General features: G+C 72.5%; 16 protein-coding genes. 9 read left to right on the top strand and 7 right to left on the bottom strand.

From position 1 onward, the window contains the following. Positions 1–120 precede the first annotated feature (120 nt). Entirely contained in the window at positions 121–720 is a 600-nt protein-coding gene (locus ABZ454_RS33475; protein ID WP_359543345.1) for a TetR/AcrR family transcriptional regulator C-terminal ligand-binding domain-containing protein, read from the bottom strand. A gap of 103 nt (positions 721–823) precedes the next feature. Here ABZ454_RS33475 and ABZ454_RS33470 point away from each other — a divergent pair, with 103 nt between their 5' ends. Beyond that, on the top strand, positions 824–1570 hold the full coding sequence (locus ABZ454_RS33470) for an SDR family oxidoreductase (RefSeq protein ID WP_356319942.1): 747 nt from the start codon (positions 824–826) through the stop codon (positions 1568–1570). Between the two features lie 200 nt (positions 1571–1770). After that, on the top strand, positions 1771–2433 hold the full coding sequence (locus ABZ454_RS33465) for a GNAT family N-acetyltransferase (RefSeq protein WP_359543344.1): 663 nt from the start codon (positions 1771–1773) through the stop codon (positions 2431–2433). Between the two features lie 90 nt (positions 2434–2523). Here ABZ454_RS33465 and ABZ454_RS33460 read toward each other — a convergent pair whose 3' ends face one another. Together ABZ454_RS33460 and ABZ454_RS33455 are read right to left on the bottom strand one after the other, a co-directional pair. After that, positions 2524–3525: an endonuclease/exonuclease/phosphatase family protein gene (locus ABZ454_RS33460; protein ID WP_359543343.1), complete on the bottom strand. Its 1002-nt coding sequence runs from the start codon at positions 3523–3525 to the stop codon at positions 2524–2526. Between the two features lie 108 nt (positions 3526–3633). Then, a complete protein-coding gene (locus ABZ454_RS33455) occupies positions 3634–4134 on the bottom strand; it encodes a hypothetical protein (protein WP_359543342.1) in 501 nt (166 codons plus the stop codon). A gap of 155 nt (positions 4135–4289) precedes the next feature. Between ABZ454_RS33455 and pip the strand changes: the two genes are divergently transcribed. From pip to ABZ454_RS33435, 4 genes are all read left to right on the top strand, one after another. Further along, positions 4290–5267, top strand: coding sequence for a prolyl aminopeptidase (gene pip, locus ABZ454_RS33450; protein WP_359543341.1), 978 nt, complete (start codon positions 4290–4292; stop codon positions 5265–5267). A gap of 114 nt (positions 5268–5381) precedes the next feature. After that, on the top strand, positions 5382–7187 hold the full coding sequence (locus tag ABZ454_RS33445) for a serine/threonine-protein kinase (protein ID WP_359543340.1): 1806 nt from the start codon (positions 5382–5384) through the stop codon (positions 7185–7187). 64 nt (positions 7188–7251) lie between these two features. Then, a complete protein-coding gene (locus ABZ454_RS33440; protein WP_359543339.1) occupies positions 7252–8247 on the top strand; it encodes an aldo/keto reductase in 996 nt (331 codons plus the stop codon). Between the two features lie 226 nt (positions 8248–8473). Then, complete coding sequence (locus tag ABZ454_RS33435) at positions 8474–9058, top strand: Uma2 family endonuclease (protein ID WP_359543338.1); 585 nt, start codon at positions 8474–8476, stop codon at positions 9056–9058. A 72-nt stretch (positions 9059–9130) separates the two neighbouring features. Here the strand turns inward: ABZ454_RS33435 and ABZ454_RS33430 are convergent, their stop codons facing one another. Further along, complete coding sequence (locus ABZ454_RS33430; RefSeq protein ID WP_359543337.1) at positions 9131–10465, bottom strand: MFS transporter; 1335 nt, start codon at positions 10463–10465, stop codon at positions 9131–9133. A gap of 96 nt (positions 10466–10561) precedes the next feature. After that, positions 10562–11002, bottom strand: a complete 441-nt coding sequence (locus ABZ454_RS33425; RefSeq protein ID WP_123524412.1) for a MarR family transcriptional regulator — start codon at positions 11000–11002, stop codon at positions 10562–10564. A 145-nt stretch (positions 11003–11147) separates the two neighbouring features. On the opposite strand from ABZ454_RS33425, the gene ABZ454_RS33420 reads away from it, so the two are divergent. Beyond that, positions 11148–11354 carry a ribbon-helix-helix protein, CopG family gene (locus ABZ454_RS33420; protein WP_356319951.1) on the top strand — a complete coding sequence of 69 codons (207 nt, stop codon included), beginning with the start codon at positions 11148–11150 and terminating at the stop codon, positions 11352–11354. Between the two features lie 46 nt (positions 11355–11400). On the opposite strand, the gene ABZ454_RS33415 is transcribed toward ABZ454_RS33420, so the two are convergent. After that, complete coding sequence (locus tag ABZ454_RS33415) at positions 11401–12855, bottom strand: NCS2 family permease (protein WP_359543336.1); 1455 nt, start codon at positions 12853–12855, stop codon at positions 11401–11403. Between the two features lie 187 nt (positions 12856–13042). Between ABZ454_RS33415 and ABZ454_RS33410 the strand changes: the two genes are divergently transcribed. Together ABZ454_RS33410 and ABZ454_RS33405 are read left to right on the top strand one after the other, a co-directional pair. Further along, entirely contained in the window at positions 13043–13327 is a 285-nt protein-coding gene (locus ABZ454_RS33410) for a DUF2530 domain-containing protein (protein WP_356319953.1), read from the top strand. A 191-nt stretch (positions 13328–13518) separates the two neighbouring features. Next, positions 13519–16005 carry a cation-translocating P-type ATPase gene (locus ABZ454_RS33405; protein WP_359543335.1) on the top strand — a complete coding sequence of 829 codons (2487 nt, stop codon included), beginning with the start codon at positions 13519–13521 and terminating at the stop codon, positions 16003–16005. Between the two features lie 22 nt (positions 16006–16027). Here the strand turns inward: ABZ454_RS33405 and ABZ454_RS33400 are convergent, their stop codons facing one another. After that, positions 16028–19288: a molecular chaperone Hsp90 gene (locus tag ABZ454_RS33400; protein ID WP_359543383.1), complete on the bottom strand. Its 3261-nt coding sequence runs from the start codon at positions 19286–19288 to the stop codon at positions 16028–16030. Positions 19289–19544: the final 256 nt, after the last annotated feature.

Below are 19544 nucleotides of genomic sequence, written 5' to 3'. Positions count from 1 at the left end.
GAACTCATCGCCCGCGAGCTGGGCGGCGGTGGGTCCTGCGCGAGGAGACGGCGGATCCGCGCGCGGTTCCCTTCGCAGCCCCGCCTCCAACGGGCGGCCCAGGCCGCCCCACCACCGGCCTCACCCGCGGATGCCGCGCAGGAGATTGTCGATCAAGGCGTCGGCGAAGGCGGTGTCGAGCGGTTCGTCCGGCAGCAGGAGGCGGTGGTAGCACGCGCCCCAGAGCTGGTCCACGACCACCTGCGGGTCGACCTCGGCGCGGATCTGGCCCGCGCGCCGGGCGCGGTCGAGCCGCTCCACCGCGAGCCGGCGACGGGGGTGCGTGTAGTGCTCGGCGAGGGCGTCCGCCAGCGCGGGGTCGCTCTGGGCCGCGCCGACGAACTGAGCGATCACGGGCCCGGCGGGCGGCCCGGTGAGCAGGCCGACGAACGAGTGGAGCTGGGCCGTGAGGTCACGCTCGATGTCGCCGGTGTCCGCGAACGCGAGGGTGTCCTCGACGGCCGTGAAGTAGGCCTCGAAGGCCAGGGCCCCCGGCGAGGGCCACCACTTGTAGAGCGTCATCTTGCTCGCACCGGCACGGGCGGCCACCTTCTCGAAGGTGATCCCGGTCAGTCCCGTCTCGAACAGCATCGCCCCGGCGGTCTCCAGCACCGCCTGTCGCACCTGTGCGGCGGGGCGGCGGCCGCGGCCTCGCCTGCCGGGCTCCTTCGGCTCCTCCACCTGTCCTCCGTCCTCGGGCTTTCAGGTTGCCGTATATGGACGATCAGTCTACATTGACTTTATGGACGGACCGTCCATAAAAATTGCCAGGAGGCCGAGCCCCATGAACCCCACCGCACCATCCGCACCCCGCGTAGCGATCGTCACCGGTGCCTCCGGCGGCATCGGCCGCGCCGTCGCCGAGCGCCTGGCCGCCGACGGCCTGGCCGTGATCGTGCACTACGGCAGGGACGAGGCACGCGCCGAGGAGGTCGTGGCCGCCGTCGTCGCGGCGGGCGGGGTCGCGACCGCCGTCGGCGGCGATGTCGCCGACGAGGACGCGATGGCCGCACTCTTCGAGACGGCCGAGCAGGTGTACGGCGGCGTCGACGTGGTCGTGAACACGGCCGGGATCATGCTCCTCGCACCGATCGCCGAGCTCGCCCTCTCCGACTTCGACCGCATGCAGCGCACCAACGTGCGGGGCACGTTCGTCGTGTCGCAGCTCGCCGCCCGTACGCTCCGGTCCGGCGGTGCGCTCATCAACTTCTCCACCTCGGTGACCCGGCTGCAACAGCCCACGTACGGGGCCTATGCCGCCACGAAGGGGGCTGTGGAGGCGATGACGCTGATCCTCGCCCGCGAGTTGCAGGGCCGCGACGTGACGGTGAACGCCGTCGCGCCCGGCCCGACGGCCACGCCCCTGTTCCTTGAGGGCAAGCCGCAAGGCGTGCTCGACGCGATCGCGTCCCGTACCCCGCTGGAGCGTCTCGGCACGCCGGCCGACATCGCCGAAGCCGTCGCGTTCCTCGCCGGCCCCGGTCGCTGGGTCAACGGGCAGGTCCTCTACGCGAACGGCGGAATCGCCTGACCTCGCAACGCCCTCCGGCCAATCCGGCCCACCCCCACTCGCCGCTCAGCCGTCGCGGCGGCCGGTCCCGCTGAATCCACGCGGCGAGGCGGTCGACCGGGGGGCGGTGGCGTTCGGTACCGAGTCTGAGAGAGGTTGGGGCGCAGAGGGGCGGCGAGGGCGCCGGCCTTCAACCCTCGCCCACTCCCCGAGAGGTGTTCGTGAACGACCGTCCGCAACCCACCGCAGAGTTCGAGATCCGCGCCGCGCGCACGGACGACCCGGCAGAGACCGACCGGCTCTACGAGATCTGTCTGCGCACCGCGGCTTCGGGCAAGGACGCGACGGACTCCTTCGCGGACCCGCGCCTCCCCGGTGACGTCTTTCTCGGCCCCTACCTCCGGTACGCCCCCGATCTCGCCTGGGTTCTCGCCCGCGCGGACCGGCCCGCCTCCGGGTACGTCCTCGGCGTCGCCGACACGGTGGCGTTCGAGCGGACCCTCGAACGGGAGTGGTGGCCCGCACTCCGCGCCCGGCACGGCGGTGAGCCGGTCCGCGAGGGCTCGGCCGACGCCTTCGCCCGTCGGTGGATCGACCGTCCCCCTGCCGTGCGGGCCGACGTGGCGGCCGCGTACCCCGCCCATCTGCACATCGACCTGCTGCCCGAGGCGCAGGGCGGCGGCAACGGGTCCCGCCTGATCCGCACCCTGCTGGACGCGTTGCGCACCCGCGGGGTCCGCGGCGTTCACCTCGGGGTGGGCAAGGCGAACACCGGTGCCATCGGCTTCTACCGGCACCTCGGCTTCGAGGAGCTCGTCGACGAGCCCGGCGCGCTCGTCCTGGGCATGGACCTTCAGGAGGGGCGGGGCCTCGGCCGGCCCTGACCTCAGCCGTTCCCGGACCCCGCCGCCGAGTCCACCGACGGCGGTGATCACAGCCGGGTGGCGGTCCCGCACCGCGGGTCGGCGGCTCGCTCAGCGCAGTGCGACCCGGGCGGTGACCGGCAGGTGATCGCTGCCGGTCGCGGGCAGGGTGCGCATGCGGCCGACCGTCGCCGAGCGGGCCAGGACCTGGTCGATCCGGGCCAGCGGGAAGGATGCGGGGAAGCTGAACGCGAAGCCGCGCTCCGAGGCGTTCAGCTGCGAGGTCAGGGGGGACAGACCGCGGTCGTCGACCGTGCTGTTGAGGTCGCCCAGCACGATCACCTTCGCCACGGTCTCGGCGGCGACGGCCCGGCCCAGCAGATGGGCGCTCTCGTCCCGCCAGGAGGAGGCGTACCCGCTGGTCCCGAGGCGGACCGACGGGAGGTGGACGACGTAGGCCGCGACCTCGCCGTACGGGGTGTGGACCACGGTGCGCAGGCCGCGGCTCCAGCCTTCCGCGATCCCACCGGGCTTGATGTCCACCGCACGCGTGCCGGAGAGCGGGTGCTTCGACCAGATCCCCACCGTCCCTCTGACCTCGTGGAACCGGAAGGCCGGGGCGAGCGCCTTCTCGTACGCCGGCAGGGCGGCCGGGACCAGTTCCTCCAGCGCGATCAGGTCCGGCTCCGCCTCGGCCAGGGTGCGGGCCGTGCCGGCCGGGTCCGTGTTGACGTCGCTCACGTTGTGCTGCACCACGACCAGCACGCGCCCAGAGGGCTCCGGCGCGGCGAGGAGCAGCCCGCCGAACGCGTACGCCCACGCCACGGCCGGCAGCAGCAGGGACAGCAGAGCCGTGGCCGAGCGGCGCAGCAGGGCCAGGGCGAGCAGGGGGACGACCGCCAGACCGAGCCACGGCAGGAACGCCTCCAGCAGGCTGCCCAGGTGACCGGGCCGGTCGGGCACCACCCGGGGAAAGGCGAGCAGGAGCGCCGTGAGCAGGGCGAGCCCGGCGGTCACCCGGCCGCGCGCCCAACGCCCCGGGCGCTCCCCCACCCACCACGAGACCCCGGCCTCGGACACCTCGACCGTACCGCTGTCCGTCCGTTCCCCCATGATCTCCCCGCGCTTCCCCTCCGGCCGGCCCTGCTGTCCAGGACGGTCAGGGGGTCCGGGCAGTTCCAGGGGGCTGGGGCCGGGCACCGTGAGCGGGACGGCCCCGGGTCAGCGGTCCGGGAAGCGCTCGCCGCAGGCGCCGCAGTACGTCGGCGCGGATTCCTGTGACAGGCGGCCGCACTCGGGGCAGACCCGGTCCAGGGCGCAGGGCGCCTCGCCGCCCTCGTACGTCACCGCGGACGCCGGCGCGGGCGTGATCGCGAGGCCCGGGCGGCGGCGGTGCACCGTGAGGTAGGCGAGGCCGTCGGGGCCGGCGGCCAGGGAGCGGCGTGAGGTGCGCGGGAGCCACATCGCCGTGGTCGGACCGAGGGTGAGCGGCTCACCGCCGTCGCCCGGGGTGAGGCGGCCGCTGCCTTCGAGGACCACGAGGAGGACGTCCAGGACGTTCTCCTGGTGCTCCCCCACCTCGGCCCCCGGCGGCAGGCGGACCAGGTTCGCGTCCAACTCCCGGCCCTGACGGTCCAGTTGCCAGAGAGCACCGCGGTCGGCGGGAGCTGCGGCGGCGAGCAGGTCGCCGAGTACGGCCAGTACCTCGGGAGTCGCGTTCACGCTTCCAGGCTACGCGGCGCGGCGGTGCGCACTCCGGCCCACCCGGGCACGCGCGCCCGGTGTCATGGACGGCTCACCGTGGCGGGCCCGGCCCGCGCCGTGGTGCCATGGGCCCCCGCGCACCACGCCGTGGTCAAGGGCTGAGGATGACGGACATGGAACGAGCACCCGACGACAAGTACCCGCCGATCGAACCGTACGAGCACGGCATGCTCGACGTGGGTGACGGCAACCTCGTGTACTGGGAGGCGTGCGGCAACCCGGCCGGGAAGCCCGCCCTGGTCGTCCACGGCGGCCCGGGGTCCGGGTGCACGCCGCGCCCCCGGCAGTACTTCGACCCCGACCGCTACCGCGTGATCCTCTTCGACCAGCGCAACTGCGGCCGCTCCACCCCGCACGCGAGCGACCCGGCCACCGACCTGCGGCACAACACGACGGACCACCTGATCGCCGACATGGAGCGTCTGCGCATCCTGCTGGGCGTCGACCGGTGGCTGCTGTACGGGGGTTCCTGGGGTTCCACGCTGATCCTCGCGTACGCCGAGCGGCACCCGGACCGGGTCAGCGAGATCGTGATCCCGGCCGTCACCACGACCCGGCGCTCCGAGATCGACTGGCTGTACCGGGGCGCGGGCCGCTTCTTCCCCGACGCGTGGGACGTGTTCCGGGCCGGGGTCCCGGAGGCCGCGAGTGACGCGACCCCCGACGTCCTCGCCGCGTACGCCCGGCGGACGGAGAGTCCCGACCCGGAGGTACGGGCACGGGCCACGGCCGGCTGGTGCGCCTGGGAGGACGCGGTGCTCGCCATGGAGGTCTCCGCCGGTCCGCCCCCGTACAGCGGCCGCCCCGACAGGGCGCGGCAGGCGCTGGTCCGGATCTGCGCGCACTACTTCTCGAACGGCGCGTGGCTGGAGGAGGGCCGGCTGATCCGGGACGCGGGCCGTCTGGCGGGAATCCCGGGCGTGCTGGTGCACGGACGCCTCGACATGGGCGGCCCGCTGACCACCGCGTGGGAGCTGGCCAAGGCGTGGCCGGACGCGGAACTCACCGTGATCGAGGACGCCGGCCACCTGGGCGGAGCGGCGACGAGCCGGGCGGTGCTGGCCGCGCTGGACCGGTTCGGCGACGCGTAGCACCTGCGTGAGGGGTGCCCCCGCCTTCCTCGGGCGCCGGGTCCACCCAGCTCCGGGCCGCCCGGCACCGCACGGACCGCGGGCTCGGCCCCGCGCCCGGGCCGGTGACGCGCGATGGTCCGCCGTACGGCTGGCGGGCCATCATGTACGTTGCACGGCACACGAGTTGAGCGGGGGCGGCTTATGCGTGGCGAGATCCTTGACGGACGGTACCGGCTCACAGAACCGGCCGGGGCGGGCGGTATGGGCCGGGTATGGCTGGCCGAGGACGAACGCATCGGGCGCAAGGTCGCGGTCAAGGTCCTCTCCCAGGTCGACGAGGAGACCTCGGCGACCCGCTTCGCCCGCGAGGCCCGGGTCGTCGGCGGGCTGTCGAGCCCGCACATCGTCACCCTGCACGACTTCGGCGAGGCGCGGGTGGCGGGGGAACGCGTGCTGTACCTCGTCATGGAGCACCTCGAAGGGCAGGACCTCGGGGCCGTGATGGAGAGCCGCAGGCCGCAACTGCCGTCGCCCCAGGAGGTGATGGGCTGGGGCATCGAGATCTGCGCGGGGCTGGAGACGGCGCACCGGGCGGGCATCGTGCACCGTGACATCAAACCGGCCAACGTCCTGCTCACCGCAGGGGGCACCGTCAAGATCCTCGACTTCGGGATCGCACGGATGCTGTCGACGGCCGCCGCCGTCACCCGAACCGATCTGACCGCCGTCGGCTTCGTGATCGGCACCCCGCTGTACATGTCGCCGGAACAGATCAGGGCGCCCGACGTCCTGGACAGCCGCAGCGACCTGTACTCCCTCGGCTGCCTGCTCCACACGCTCCTCACGGGCGGGCCGCCGTTCACCGGCGCCGGTACGGCCGTCCTGGCGCAGCACCTCGGCGACATCCCCGAGCCGCCGAGCACCCGGCGCACGGACCTCGCCGGCTTCGGGGAGCTCGACGCGGTCATCCTGCGCTTACTCGCCAAGGAGCCGGACGAGCGGCCCGGGGACGCGGCGGAGACCGCCGCCCTGCTGCGTGCCGCGCTCGCCGCCGGGCCGACGGCCGCACCGGACACGGCCGGCCCCGTCCCGCCGGCGGACGCACCGACCGCCCCGCGTCCGGCCCCGCACGCCGCGCCACCGGACGCGGCCGGCGCCGTACGGGCGGAGCACGCACCCACCGCCCTGGGTTCGGTGCCGCACGCCGCGGCCCCGCTCGCGCCCGTACCCGCACCTCCGGTCCCCCACCCGGCGGTCCCGCCCACCGTGCCGTTCCAGCCGCCCATGCCGCGGTACCCGTACCCGTTGCCGGGTGGGCCGCCCGCACCGGCGCCCCAACGGCTGCGCATCGCCGGGAGGGGGGCGCGCGCCGGCACGGTCTCCACCCGCACCGTGGCCGCCACCTGGCTGGCGGGGGCGGGCACGGCTCTGGTCACGGCGTTACTGGTGCTGCTGTGCACCCCGGCCGGCGCGCAGGGGGCGCTCGCCGGTGGCGTCCTGGGAGGCCTGGTGGGCATGGCCGGAGCGCAGGGGTTCACGAACGTGTTCGACCCGCAGGACAAGTCGCTGTTCACCCGGCTCCTCTCCGCGCTCCTGCTCGCCCTCCCCCTCGGCGCGGGCGGTGCGGCCCTCGACAACGCCGCCACGGACGAGCTGTCCGGCCGCTTCGTCGTGATCGCGTTCGCGGCCTGCGTCGCCGCGCTGACGGTGGGGGTGCTGATCGCGGACCAGCTCATCGCCCGGCTCCACCTCTCGCCGCGCGCGGCGCTGATCCTCTCCATGAGCGGCTGGATCAACGGTCTCGCCGCCTGGGGGACGCTGGCCTACCGCTCCCCTCTCCAGGCCGTCGGCGCGCTGCCGGTCGGCTGCTGCGTCTGGCTCCTCACCGCCGCGGCGCTGGGGCAGCTCCTGGCTCCGGGCCGTCGCCGGACGGGGTGAACCGGGGGCCGCCGCGGAGATCCGCCCTTGCTTCGAGCGGACTCCAAGGCGTTGGGTTGTCCTCATGAAGTACACGCAGCTCGGACGTACCGGACTCAAGGTCAGCCGCCTCGTCCTGGGGACGATGAACTTCGGCCCCCAGACCAACGAGAGCGACAGTCACACGCTCATGGACGCCGCCCTGGACGCCGGCGTCAATTTCTTCGACACCGCGAACGTCTACGGATGGGGCGAGAACAAGGGCCGCACCGAGGAGATCCTCGGCACCTGGTTCGCGCAGGGCGGCGACCGTCGCGACAAGGTCGTGCTCGCCACCAAGGTCTACGGCAACATGGGCGCCGACGGTGAGGCGTGGCCCAACCACGACAAGCTGTCCGCCCTCAACATCCGCCGGGCCGTCGACGCCAGCCTCAAACGGCTGCAGACGGACCACATCGACCTGTACCAGTTCCACCACGTCGACCGGTCCACCCCGGTCGACGAGATCTGGCAGGCCATCGACGTACTGATCCAGCAGGGCAAGATCCTCTACGCCGGATCGTCGAACTTCTCCGGGTACAAGATCGCCCAGGCCAACGAGAGGGCCCGGCAGCGGGGCAGCTACGGCCTGGTCAGCGAGCAGTGCATCTACAACCTGATGGAGCGCGGGGCCGAGATGGAGGTCATCCCGGCCGCCCAGGAGTACGGCCTCGGGGTCATCCCCTGGTCGCCGCTGCACGGCGGGCTGCTCGGAGGCGCGATCCGCAAGGAGCGCGAGGGTGGCGGCGCCCGGTCCGTCTCGGGCCGCTCCGGCGAGGCACTGGCCGACCCGAAGGTGCGGGCTCAGATCCAGTCGTACGAGGACCTGCTGGACAAGCACGGGCTCCAGCCCGGCGAGGTGGGCCTGGCCTGGCTGCTGACCCGGCCCGGCGTCACCGGTCCGATCTCCGGTCCGCGGACGCGGGAACAGCTCGACTCCGCGCTGCGCGCGGTGGAGCTGGAGCTCTCGGACGAGGTGCTGGCGGCTCTGGAGGAGATCTTCCCGGGCCCGGGCCCGTCGCCGGAGAACTTCGCCTGGTAGGAGCGGCTCGTGGGCGGCCGTCCTCGGCGGATCATCCGAGGGCGGCCGCCACGGCGACGACGGCGAACATCAGCACGAGCACGGCCGCCATGATGCGGTTTCTGGTCTTCGGGTCCACCCGACGAGCGTAACCGCCCCGCTCACCGTCCCGCGTCCCGGCCTCCGTGCGTAGCGTTGTACCGCGCGGCTGCCCGCGCCCGTGCGGCAGCGGGGAGGAGCGGGCACGATGACCGTCGTGGACACCGACAGGATCGAGATGGCCGACACCAGCGACGAGCGCACTCTGGACATGATGTTCGAGTGGCTTGAGCCCACCCCCGAGGGATTCAAGGTAGAGATCGTCGAGGGGAACATCTACACGTCGCCGCAACGGGACACCCATTGGGCGATCATCCTCGACCTGGTCGAGCAGTTGCGTGCCAGGTACACCCGGCAGCAGCTGAAATCCGACGTACGCATCGACTTCCCCGGGCGGCTCAACGGCTTCGCCTCCGATGTCGTCGCACTGGCGGAAGGTGCGACGAAGGACGCGAAGGGCCGTTGGCGCTATCAGGACATCGAGTTCGTGGCCGAGGTGATCTCCAAGGAGACCGCGGCCAACGACTATGGCTCGAAGAAGGCCACCTACGCCACCGCAGGCGTTCCGGTGTACGTCATCGTCGACCCGTACACCGGCAAGTGGCACCTCCACACGCTCCCGAAGGACGACGAGTACCGCGGTCTGCTGAGCTTCGACTTCGGCACGCCGATCGACCTCACCGAGACCGTCGTCGGCCTCACGCTGGAGACCGGCGGCTTCCCGCGCGACTGACGCCCACGCCGTACGCGTACGGCCCCGCCCGAATCCCGGGCGGGGCCGTATCACGTTCTCGTACCGCGGCTGTCAGGCCGCCGTCGCCAGCTGCTCGCGCGGGACGAACCGCACGTGCGGGCGGCCCGGGCGCAGGTCGACCTTGAGGCGCAGGCCGCCGACGCGGGCCAGCATGAGGCCGACACCGACCGCGGCCACCAGAGAGAACGCCCCGCCGACCGCCATGCCGGTCCGGACGCCGTACGCGTCACTGATCCAGCCGACGATCGGGGCGCCCACCGGCGTGCCCCCGGCGAAGACCATCATGTACAGGCTCATCACCCGGCCGCGCATGGCCGGGTCGGAGGCCATCTGGACGCTGGTGTTCGCGCTGATGTTGGTCGTCAGGCCGATCATGCCGATCGGGACGAGCAGGATCGCGAAGATCCAGACGGACGGCGCCAGGGAGGCGATGATCTCCAGCACGCCGAACGCCGTGCCCGCGGCCACCAGCATCCGCAGCCGCGAGGAGCGGCGACGGGCGGCGAGGAGCGCGCCCGCGAGGGAGCCGGCCGCCATGAGGATGTTGAAGAACGAGTACATCCCGGCGCCGCCGTGGAAGATCTCGTCCGCGAAGGCCGTCAGCCAGATCGGGAAGTTGAAACCGAACGTGCCGACGAAGCCGACGAGGACGATCGGCCAGATCAGCTCGGGGTGCCCGGAGACGTACCGCAGCCCCTCACGGAGCTGCCCCTTGGCGCGCGGTATGACGACGGCCTTGTGCAGCTCACTCGTACGCATCATCAGCAGGCCCACCAGGGGGGCCAGGAACGACAGGCCGTTGAACATGAAGGCCCAGCCGCTGCCGACCGTGGTAATCAGCACACCCGCGACGGCGGGACCGACGAGCCGGGCGGACTGGAAGTTCGCCGAGTTCAGGCTGACGGCGTTGCGCAGTTGCGCGGGGCCGACCATCTCGGACACGAACGCCTGTCGGGCCGGGTTGTCCACGACCGTGACCATGCCGAGCAGGAAGGCGATCAGATAGACGTGCCACACCTGCACCACGCCCGAGAGCGTGAGGGCGGCGAGCACGATCCCGCAGGCGCCGAGGGCCGCCTGGCTGACGAGCAGGAGCTTGCGCTTCGGCAGGCGGTCGGCGATCACGCCGCCGTACAGGCCGAAGAGGAGCATGGGGAGGAACTGGAGCGCCGTCGTGATGCCGACGGCGGTGGCGGACCCGGTGAGGCTCAGGACGAGCCAGTCCTGCGTGATGCGGGACATCCAGGTACCGGTGTTGGAGATCACGGCGCCCGTGGCGAACAGGCGGTAGTTGCGGATCTTCAGCGACGAGAAGGTCCCGCCGGGCTTGCTCTCGTGGGTGGAAGTCGGTGCGGGGGCGGAGTCTGCTCCGGATCCCGTACTCAAAAGGGTTCGCCTCCTCGGGCGTGGACAATGCGCTGACTGACGGGGATGCGGCGGTGGGGGCGGTGCGCCGGTCGCTGTCCGGCGCGGCCCGCTCCGCTACAGGTGGGCGAGCTTCTCCAGCACGGGCGCCGCGTTGCGCAGCGTCTCCCACTCGTCCTCGTCCAGGCCTTCGGCGAGGGTGGTCAGCCAGGCGTTCCGCTTGTTGCGGCTCTCGGCGAGCATGGCCTCGGCCTGCTCGGTCTGGCTGACCATCTTCTGACGACGGTCATCGGGGTGCGGTTCCAGTCTGACAAGTCCCTTCGCTTCCAGCAGCGCGACGATGCGGGTCATCGACGGCGGCTGCACGTGCTCCTTGCGGGCCAGCTCACCGGGGGTGGCCGAACCGCAACGGGCGAGTGTGCCGAGCACCGACATCTCGGTGGGGCTCAGCGACTCGTCGACGCGCTGGTGCTTGAGGCGCCGGCCGAGCAGCATGACGGCGGAACGAAGGGAGCTCACGGCGGCGGCACTGTCGCTGTCGTGGATCAGGTCAGGCATGTTTGTTAGCGTAACTCATTACCTACCCTAAAGACCACCCGGTGGTACACGCGCGAGGGACACATCACCAATTGATCACCCAAACGAGTGAGTCAATTCCGGAAAGTCACGCGTGTCGGGGCCGCAGGACGTAACCCTGCTTGCCATGGGATCGACAGTGCTCAGCCTGCGGATAGACGGTGAGCTGCTCGACCGGCTCAAGCAGCACGCCGCCAAACGCGGAATGAGCGTCCAGGACTATGTGGTCCGGACGCTCATTCGCGACGACTTCGACGAGCGCTTCCAGGCGGCCGTCGACGAGACGGAGAAGTTCTACGGAGCGGAGGAGGTCACGGCCGAGGAGGTCACCTGACCCCCGGGGCCGTGAGCCCGCTCCCGCATCCGTGCCCCTGCGGGGGTCACGTGAGGCCGAGCGCCGGCATCGCGTAGTAGAAGACGAAGACCGCCGACACGACGTACATGGCCGCCGGCACCTCGCGACCGCGGCCCACGGCCAGCCGCAGCACGCAGAAGGTGATGAAGCCGATCCCGATGCCGTTGGTGATCGAGTACGTGAACGGCATCAGCACCATGGCGAGGAAGGCCGGGACCGCGAGCGTGTAATCGCTCCAGTCGATGTCCCGCACCGAGCCCGCGATGATCAGGAAGCCGACCGCCAGCAGCGCCGGAGTGGCCGCCTGCGAGGGGACCATGGTCGCCAGCGGCGTGAGGAACAGCGCCGCCGTGAAGAGCAGACCCGTCACGATGCTCGCGAGACCGGTGCGGGCGCCCTCGCCGACACCCGCGGTGGACTCCACGAAGCAGGTGCCCGCCGAGGCGGAGCTCGCACCGCCCGCGGCGACCGCGACGCCGTCGATGAACAGCACCTTGTTGATGCCCGGGAAGTTGCCGTTCTTGTCGGTCAGCTTGGCCTCGTCGCCGACGCCGAGGATGGTGCCCATCGCGTCGAAGAAGCAGGACAGCAGCACGGTGAAGACGAACAGGATGCCGGTGAGGACACCGACCTTGTGGAAACCGCCGAACAGACTGACCTGACCGACCAGCCCGAAGTCCGGCGAGGCGACCGGATTGCCCGGCCACTGCGGCACGGTCAGGCCCCAGGCCTCGCCCGGCAGGTCGGAGACCGCCTCGATGATCAGCGCGACGGCCGTCATCGCCACGATGGAGATCAGGATCGCGCCCGGCACCTTGCGGACGATCAGCACGAGCGTCAGCAGCGCGCCCAGGACGAAGACCAGGACCGGCCAGCCGTTGAGGTGGCCGTCGTTGCCCAGCTGGAGCGGCACGGTGGTGTGCGCGAGGTCCGGCACGCGGGAGACGAAGCCCGAGTCGACCAGGCCGATCAGCAGGATGAAGAGCCCGATACCGATCGCGATGCCCTTGCGCAGCGAGGTCGGTACGGCGTTCATCACGCGTTCGCGCAGCCCGGTCGCGACGAGCAGCATGACCACGATGCCCGCGAGGACGACCATGCCCATGGCGTCGGGCCAGCTCATCCGGGGGGCGAGCTGGAGGGCGACGACGGTGTTGACGCCGAGCCCCGCGGCCAGGGCGATCGGCACGTTGCCGATGACGCCCATGAGCAGGGTGGAGAACGCCGCGGTCAGCACCGTCGCGGTGACCAGCTGGCCACTGTCGAGCTGGTGACCGTACATGTCCTTCGCGCTGCCCAGGATGATCGGGTTCAGCACGATGATGTACGCCATCGCGAAGAACGTGGCGAAGCCACCGCGGATCTCACGCGCGACCGACGACCCCCGCTCGGAGATCTTGAAGTAGCCGTCCAGGCCGCCGGTGGGCCGGGGCGACGAAGGCGGAGTGGGGTCGACCGGAGCGGTGGCCGAGGGGGACATGTATGACCTCAGTCGTGCGTAGAGGGGGGCGAAAGACAGTCAGCTTTGGACTTTCACACGAAGAAATTGAGACAGTCGTAAGCAGATTCAGTATGAATACATAAGGCGAAGATCGCTATCTCCGCGCGTAGACCCTTGCGCCGACTGGCCCGTCCCTCTTTATGTGAGCCGCGCATACACTGGCCGCATGGCGAAGTGGACACCGAAGCACGAGGCACCCGAGCCCCTGGAGGGGCCGGTCGTCGCGACCATCACCGGCGGCACGATCCTCTGGTTCGTCCTCTTCCTGGTCCAGCTCCCGTTCTACGGCTGGTTCGACGACCACGGACACCTGTGGTGGGTGTGGACGTGTCTGGCCGGCGCCGGGCTCGGCCTGATCGGCATCTGGTACGTACGGGGCCGCGACGCGGCCCTCAAGCGGGCCGCCGCGGCGCGGGCCGACGCCACCGACGCCCCGGGCGCCTCCGCCTGAGAGCGGGCCCCGGGTGCCGCCGCCCGAGAGCGAGCGGGCCCCACACCCCGCCGACGACGGCCGGCGGCACCGGGTCCGCACCGCCTCCGCATCGCCTCCGTAGTGCCACGGGACGATTCCCGTCCTCCCCCGGTCTGATCTTCGGACCCCCCGGTGGGTGAACCGGACGATCCGCCCGTACCGTCGGAACCATGACTCAGCGGGCACTCGATCCCTCCGGGGAACAGCCGACCGGTTCCTCCGGACCCCCCGGCCGCGACCGGCGGGTGAAGATCGACGCCGGTTCCGAACTCGACCCGGTCCATCCGGTGGACCTGCCCGCCCCGGCGTCCGCCGGGCACGGACTGACGGCGGCCGAGGTCGCGGAGCGGATCGCCCGCGGCGAGGTCAACGACGTACCGGTGCGTTCCTCCCGGTCCGTGACCGAGATCGTCCGCGCCAACGTCTTCACCCGGTTCAACCTGATCATCGGCGTCCTCTGGGTGATCATGCTGTGCGTCGCGCCGATCCAGGACAGCCTCTTCGGCTTCGTGATCATCGCCAACACGGGCATCGGCATCGTGCAGGAGTGGCGGGCCAAGAAGACGCTGGACAGCCTCGCGGTCATCGGCGAGGCGAAACCCACGGTGCGGCGGGACGGAGTGGCGGCCGAGGTCTCCATCTCCGAGATCGTCCTCGGCGATCTCGTCGAGCTCGGTCCCGGCGACAAGGTGATCGTGGACGGCACGGTCGCCGAGGCCGACAGCCTGGAGATCGACGAGTCCCTGCTCACCGGCGAGGCCGACCCGGTACTGAAACGGGCCGGCGACGCCGTCATGTCCGGCAGCTTCGTCGTCGCCGGCGGCGGGGCCTTCACCGCCACCAAGGTCGGCCGTGAGGCCTATGCCGCGCAGCTCGCCGAGGAGGCCTCCCGCTTCACGCTCGTCCAGTCCGAGCTGCGCAGCGGCATCTCCACCATCCTCAAGTACGTCACCTGGATGATGATCCCGACCGCGATCGGCCTGATCATCAGCCAGCTCGTCGTCAAGGACAACGACTTCAAGGACTCGGTGGCCCGGACCGTCGGCGGCATCGTCCCCATGATCCCGGAGGGCCTGGTCCTGCTCACCTCGGTCGCCTTCGCGATCGGCGTCGTACGGCTGGGACGCAAGCAGTGCCTGGTCCAGGAGCTCCCCGCCATCGAGGGCCTGGCCCGGGTCGACATCGTCTGCCTGGACAAGACCGGCACCCTCACCGAGGGCGGCATGGACGTCACCGAGGTCCGCGCGCTGAACGGGGCCGACGAGCCGTACCTGCGCCGTGTGCTGGGCGCCCTCGGCGCCTCCGACCCGCGGCCCAACGCCAGCCTCCAGGCCATCATCGACACCTACTCGCCCCCGGACGGGCAGACCTGGGACGTCACGCGGGCGCTGCCGTTCTCCTCGGCCCGCAAGTACAGCGGGGCCGCTTTCGACGAGGGTGCGGGGCGTGAGTCGTCGTGGCTGCTCGGCGCCCCCGATGTGCTGCTGCCCGAGGCGGACCCGGCGCTCACCGAGACCGAGCAGCTCAACGAGCAGGGCCTGCGGGTGCTGCTGCTGGCCCGGGTGCGGGGCGAGCTGGACGCTCCGGACGTCGCCGCCGGGGCCGTACCGAGCGCGCTGATCGTCCTGGAACAGCGGCTGCGGCCCGACGCCGGGGAGACCCTCGCCTACTTCGCCGACCAGCGGGTCGCCGCGAAGGTGATCTCCGGGGACAACGCCGTCTCGGTCGGCGCCGTCGCCACGAAGCTCGGGCTGCCCGGAGCCGAGCACACCCTGGACGCGCGCAAGCTGCCGACCGACCGCGACGCGATGGCCACCGCCATGGAGGAGAACACGGTCTTCGGCCGCGTCACCCCGCAGCAGAAGCGGGAGATGGTCGCCGCCCTCCAGTCGCGCGGCCACACCGTCGCGATGACGGGCGACGGCGTGAACGACGTCCTCGCCCTCAAGGACGCCGACATCGGCGTCTCGATGGGCTCGGGCTCGGAGGCGACCCGGGCGGTCGCCCAGATCGTGCTGCTCGACAACAGCTTCGCCACGCTGCCGTCCGTCGTCGCCGAGGGCCGCCGGGTCATCGGCAACATCACGCGGGTCGCCACCCTGTTCCTGACGAAGACCGTCTACTCGGTGCTGCTGGCGATCCTGGTCGTCTGCTTCCAGGTCGAGTACCCGTTCCTGCCCCGGCACCTGACCCTGCTGTCGACGCTGACGATCGGCGTCCCCGCGTTCTTCCTCGCGCTGGCGCCCAACAAGGAACGGGCCCACCCGCACTTCGTACGCCGCGTCATGCGGTACGCGATCCCCTCGGGCGTCATCGCGGCCGTCGCGACCTTCGCGACGTACCTGATCGCCGGGCACCACTACTCCGGTACGGGTGCGCTCGACGCGGAGACGAGCGCGGCGACGCTCACGCTGTTCCTGGTCTCGATGTGGGTCCTGGCGATCATCGCGCGCCCCTACACCTGGTGGCGGCTCTGTCTGGTGGGGGCAATGGGGCTGGCGTTCGTGATCGTGCTCGCGGTGCCGTGGCTGCAGGACTTCTTCGCCCTGAAGCTGGTGGGGGCGACGATGCCGTGGACCGCGGTGGGCATCGCCGTGGTGGCCTCCGCCGCCCTGGAGTACGCCTGGCGCCTGGTGGGCCGCCGCTTCCCGGTGTAGCGCCGGGGGCGCGGCGGGCGCGTCAGTCGAACCAGCGGTCCCGGGCCAGCTCCTGGGTGCGGGACGGGTCCTCCAGCAGGGCCGCGACCTCGAAACGGCGCGGCCACTGGCCCGCCGCCCAGGCCAGCCCCGCCGCGACCCCCTCCAGGGTCGAGGCGTGCACGACACCGTCCGGGGTGCGGCGCCAGTCCAGCTCGACGCCGGCCGCCATCAGCACGTCGTGCTCCATGTACGAGTCCGGGGTGCCGGGGCCGAGCAGGATCCGGACCGGGTCCGGGACCTGGTGCTCCTCGCCCTCGGAGGTCACCTCCGCCTCGACGCTCTCGCCGAGCCGCCGCACCTGGAACAGTTCGGCCAGCTCCGCCGCGTTCGCCGGGGCCACGGGCAGCAGCGCCATGCCCTCGGTCAGCGGCAGCAGGTCCGGGGCGTCCGCGATCACCGCGTCCGCCGCGTCCACGACCCGGACCTCGCCGTCGACCACGGCCCGCAGCTCGTCCGGCAGCGTGACCTGCTCCGGGTCGAGGTCGGCGAGCGCCGTGTACAGGGAGTGCAGCTGTACGGGGCCGACCGGGCGGTCCTCGTCCGCGAGCCGGCCGAGGAGTTCGGCCGCCCCGCCGGGCTCGTCCAGCAGGGCCGCGACCGAGGTCCGCACACCGAGGGCGCGCAGCACCTGGGCGTCGTCGAAGCCTGTCGCGTCGGCGGAGTCGTACAGGCCGGCCAGCCGGGGGTCGCTGCCACGGGCGCGCAGGCCGGCCGGGCGTCGGCCGTCCAGCACCGGGTGGTCACGCAGCCACCAGGCCGTGTACGGGCGTACGGACTGCGTCGTGCCGTCCGGCAGCAGCACGCGCACCGGCTGGGTCAGCGCGTCCCGCAGCGGCGGCTGGGCCAGGAGGGCCAGCGCCTGGGGCCAGGCGTCGTCATCGACGAGATCGAGGTCGCGTACGGCGACGATCTCGGTCGCGACCGGCGGTACGGACACCCGCCCGTCGCCCGACCACCACCCGTCGTCGTCACCGCTGCGCGGCGGCAGCATCAGTTGCAGCTGGTCGAGGATGTCCTCGCACCACACGTCGACGGCGTCGAGCAGCCCGGCGTCGTCGGGTTCGGCGAAGTCGCTGTCCCGGGGCTCCAGTTCGTCCGGGTCCAGGACCACGTCGGTGGCCCGGACCAGCGCGAACGTGGCGAGCACCCCGCAGGCGGTGAGGGGCTGTTCGCCCCAGCGGGCGGCCAGGTCCGCGTCGCAGTGGGCGAGTTCGCCCTCGCGCATCACGGCGGCGAACGGGCTGCCGGGCAGGACCAGCTCACCGGCGGGCGCGAGCTCGCCGTCCTCGTCGGGCAGGGCGAGCGCACCGAGCCAGGGCTCCTCGCCGGGTTCCAGGTCGGCGTCCCGGACCAGGGTGAGGACGGTCTCCACGAGCTCGTCGCCGGTCACGGCGTCCTCGTCCCAGATCTCGCCCGCGTCCAGCGAACCGGCGACGGCGGCCCGCACCTGCGGCGTCGTCAGCACGGCGCGCGGCGTGGCGGGCAGGGCGCCCAGCTTCTCCAGGAGCGGGTGTGCGGCGTCCGGGTGCGCGACCTTCAGCCCGAGCCGGCCGAGCCGGTCCAGGACCGGGCCGGTCAGCGCGTCGGGCAGCGGGAGCAGGACCTGCCGGGGGCCGATCGTCGTACGCGGCACGGCCGGGGCCTCGGGGCCGGGTCCGCGTGACTGCGTCCCGGCGAGCGGCACGGGAAGGCCCGACAGCCGGTCCGGCTCGACACCGGCCAGGCTGTCGTACAGCCGCCGCCACCAGCCGGGGTCGCGCTCCAGACCCGCGAGCCGGTCGATCGCCTCGGTCAGCGGTACGCGGGCGACGCCGAGCGTCCGCAGTTCGCTGCGGCGCTCAAGTCCGGCGGGCAGCAGGCACGGCAGCACCTCGGCCAGCACCGCGACCGTCTCGCCGCCGACCCCTTCCACCACCTCGGCCTCCATGGGCCGCAGCGCGGTGCTCGCCTCGCGGGCGCTCCCCGTCCCGGCGTCCCAGCTGTCCCACCGGTCGGCTTCGTCGGCGGGATCGCGCGGGGCGGCGGGCTGCAGGAACGCGACCCTCGGCAGCCGCTCCAGGATGGCGCCCCGCAGCGCACCGTCGAGTTCGCCCGAGCCGAGCGGACCCGGCACGAGCCCGATGGTGGCGACGGACACCGGCTGCCAGTCGGCCAGCAGCTCCGCGTACGCGTCGGCCGCGCGCTGCACCAGGAAGTCGGTGAGCGGGCCGGGCGCGGGGTGCCGGCGGGTGGTGTCCAGCGGCAGCGAGCAGATGAGCAGCGCGGGAACGCCGAGGGGTTCGTCGGTGGGCGTCGGGGCGTGCACGACGGGGGCGGTACGGGGGTGGAGCGGGGCGCCCTCCGCGTCCACGGGGACGGCCCAGGTCACCGACCAGTGCGGGCGCAGCCGTTCCTCCAGCGGCCGGTCGGCGAGCAGGGCAGGCTCGACCGGGCCGTGGTGGGCGACGGTGCGCCAGCGGTTCGTGCCGTGCGCGGAGTCCTCGACGTGGGTGTACGGGCCGTGCTGCGAGCGCCGCAACGTCCGTACGGAGTCCGGGGTTTCGACGACGACCTCGTCGAGACCGGCCAGCGTGAGGAGCAGCGCGTCGTCCACGGCGTCGAGCAGCCGGCCGACCAGGTCCTCGGCGACGCCGTCGCGCAGCGGCAGGACGACGACGGTGTCGTAGCCGTCGGGCGCGGTGCCCTCGGCGGGCAGCGGGAGCCGCAACAGCGGTACGTGACCGTCGCGGCGGCGGAGCTCGTCACCGAGGCCGGGGCTGCCGACGGCCGCCTCGCGGGCGAGGTCGCGGGCCTCGGCGAGGGACCAGCGCACACCGCCGTGCCGGCCGACGACGGCCGGCTCGTCGCTCACGGCGAGCACGGCGGCGAACCCGACGCCGAACCGTCCGACGGCGCCCTCGTGGCCCTCGCGCTTGGCGGAGGCCCGCAGCGTGGACAGCGACTCCACGCCGGTGGCGTCCAGCGGGGCCCCGGTGTTCGCGGCGGCGAGGACGGCGGGGGCGGCCCCGGTCGCCGGGTGCAGAGTCAGCCGGAGCCGGCCGGGGACCCCGGCGCGGGCGGCGGCGTCGGCGGCGTTCTGGGCCAGCTCGACGACGAGGCGGTCGCGGTAGCCGCCGAGCGCGAGGTCCTCCTCGGCGTTGGCGTCCTCACGGAAGCGGGCGGGGCCGGCGCCCCAGGCATCGAGCACGCCGCGTCGCAGCCGCGCGGTTCCGAATGGGTCGGCCCCCTCGGTCGCCATGATGCTCACGCTGTGACTCCCTCGTCCGTTGTCCGTGCTCCGGTTGCGCGTACCCCGCGCTGCCCAGTGTGCGCCCCCCTGGGTGCGGGGTTCCGTCCTCAATCGCCGGACGGGCTGGATTTGCGCGGGTCCCCCGCGGGGTCCCCTGCGGGGCGCTTCTGCCCGGTGGGTGGGGGTGGGGGCCCTCCGGGCAGACTCCTCAAAAATGGCGTGTGCACCCGACGACGCATCGGTACCCGGGTCGTACGCCATTTTCTGC

The sequence above is a fragment of the Streptomyces sp. NPDC005803 genome (genome assembly GCF_040630435.1).
Lineage (GTDB): Bacteria > Actinomycetota > Actinomycetes > Streptomycetales > Streptomycetaceae > Streptomyces.
Note: the sequence above shows the minus strand (reverse complement) of the source record. Positions and strands in the feature narration are given on the sequence as shown.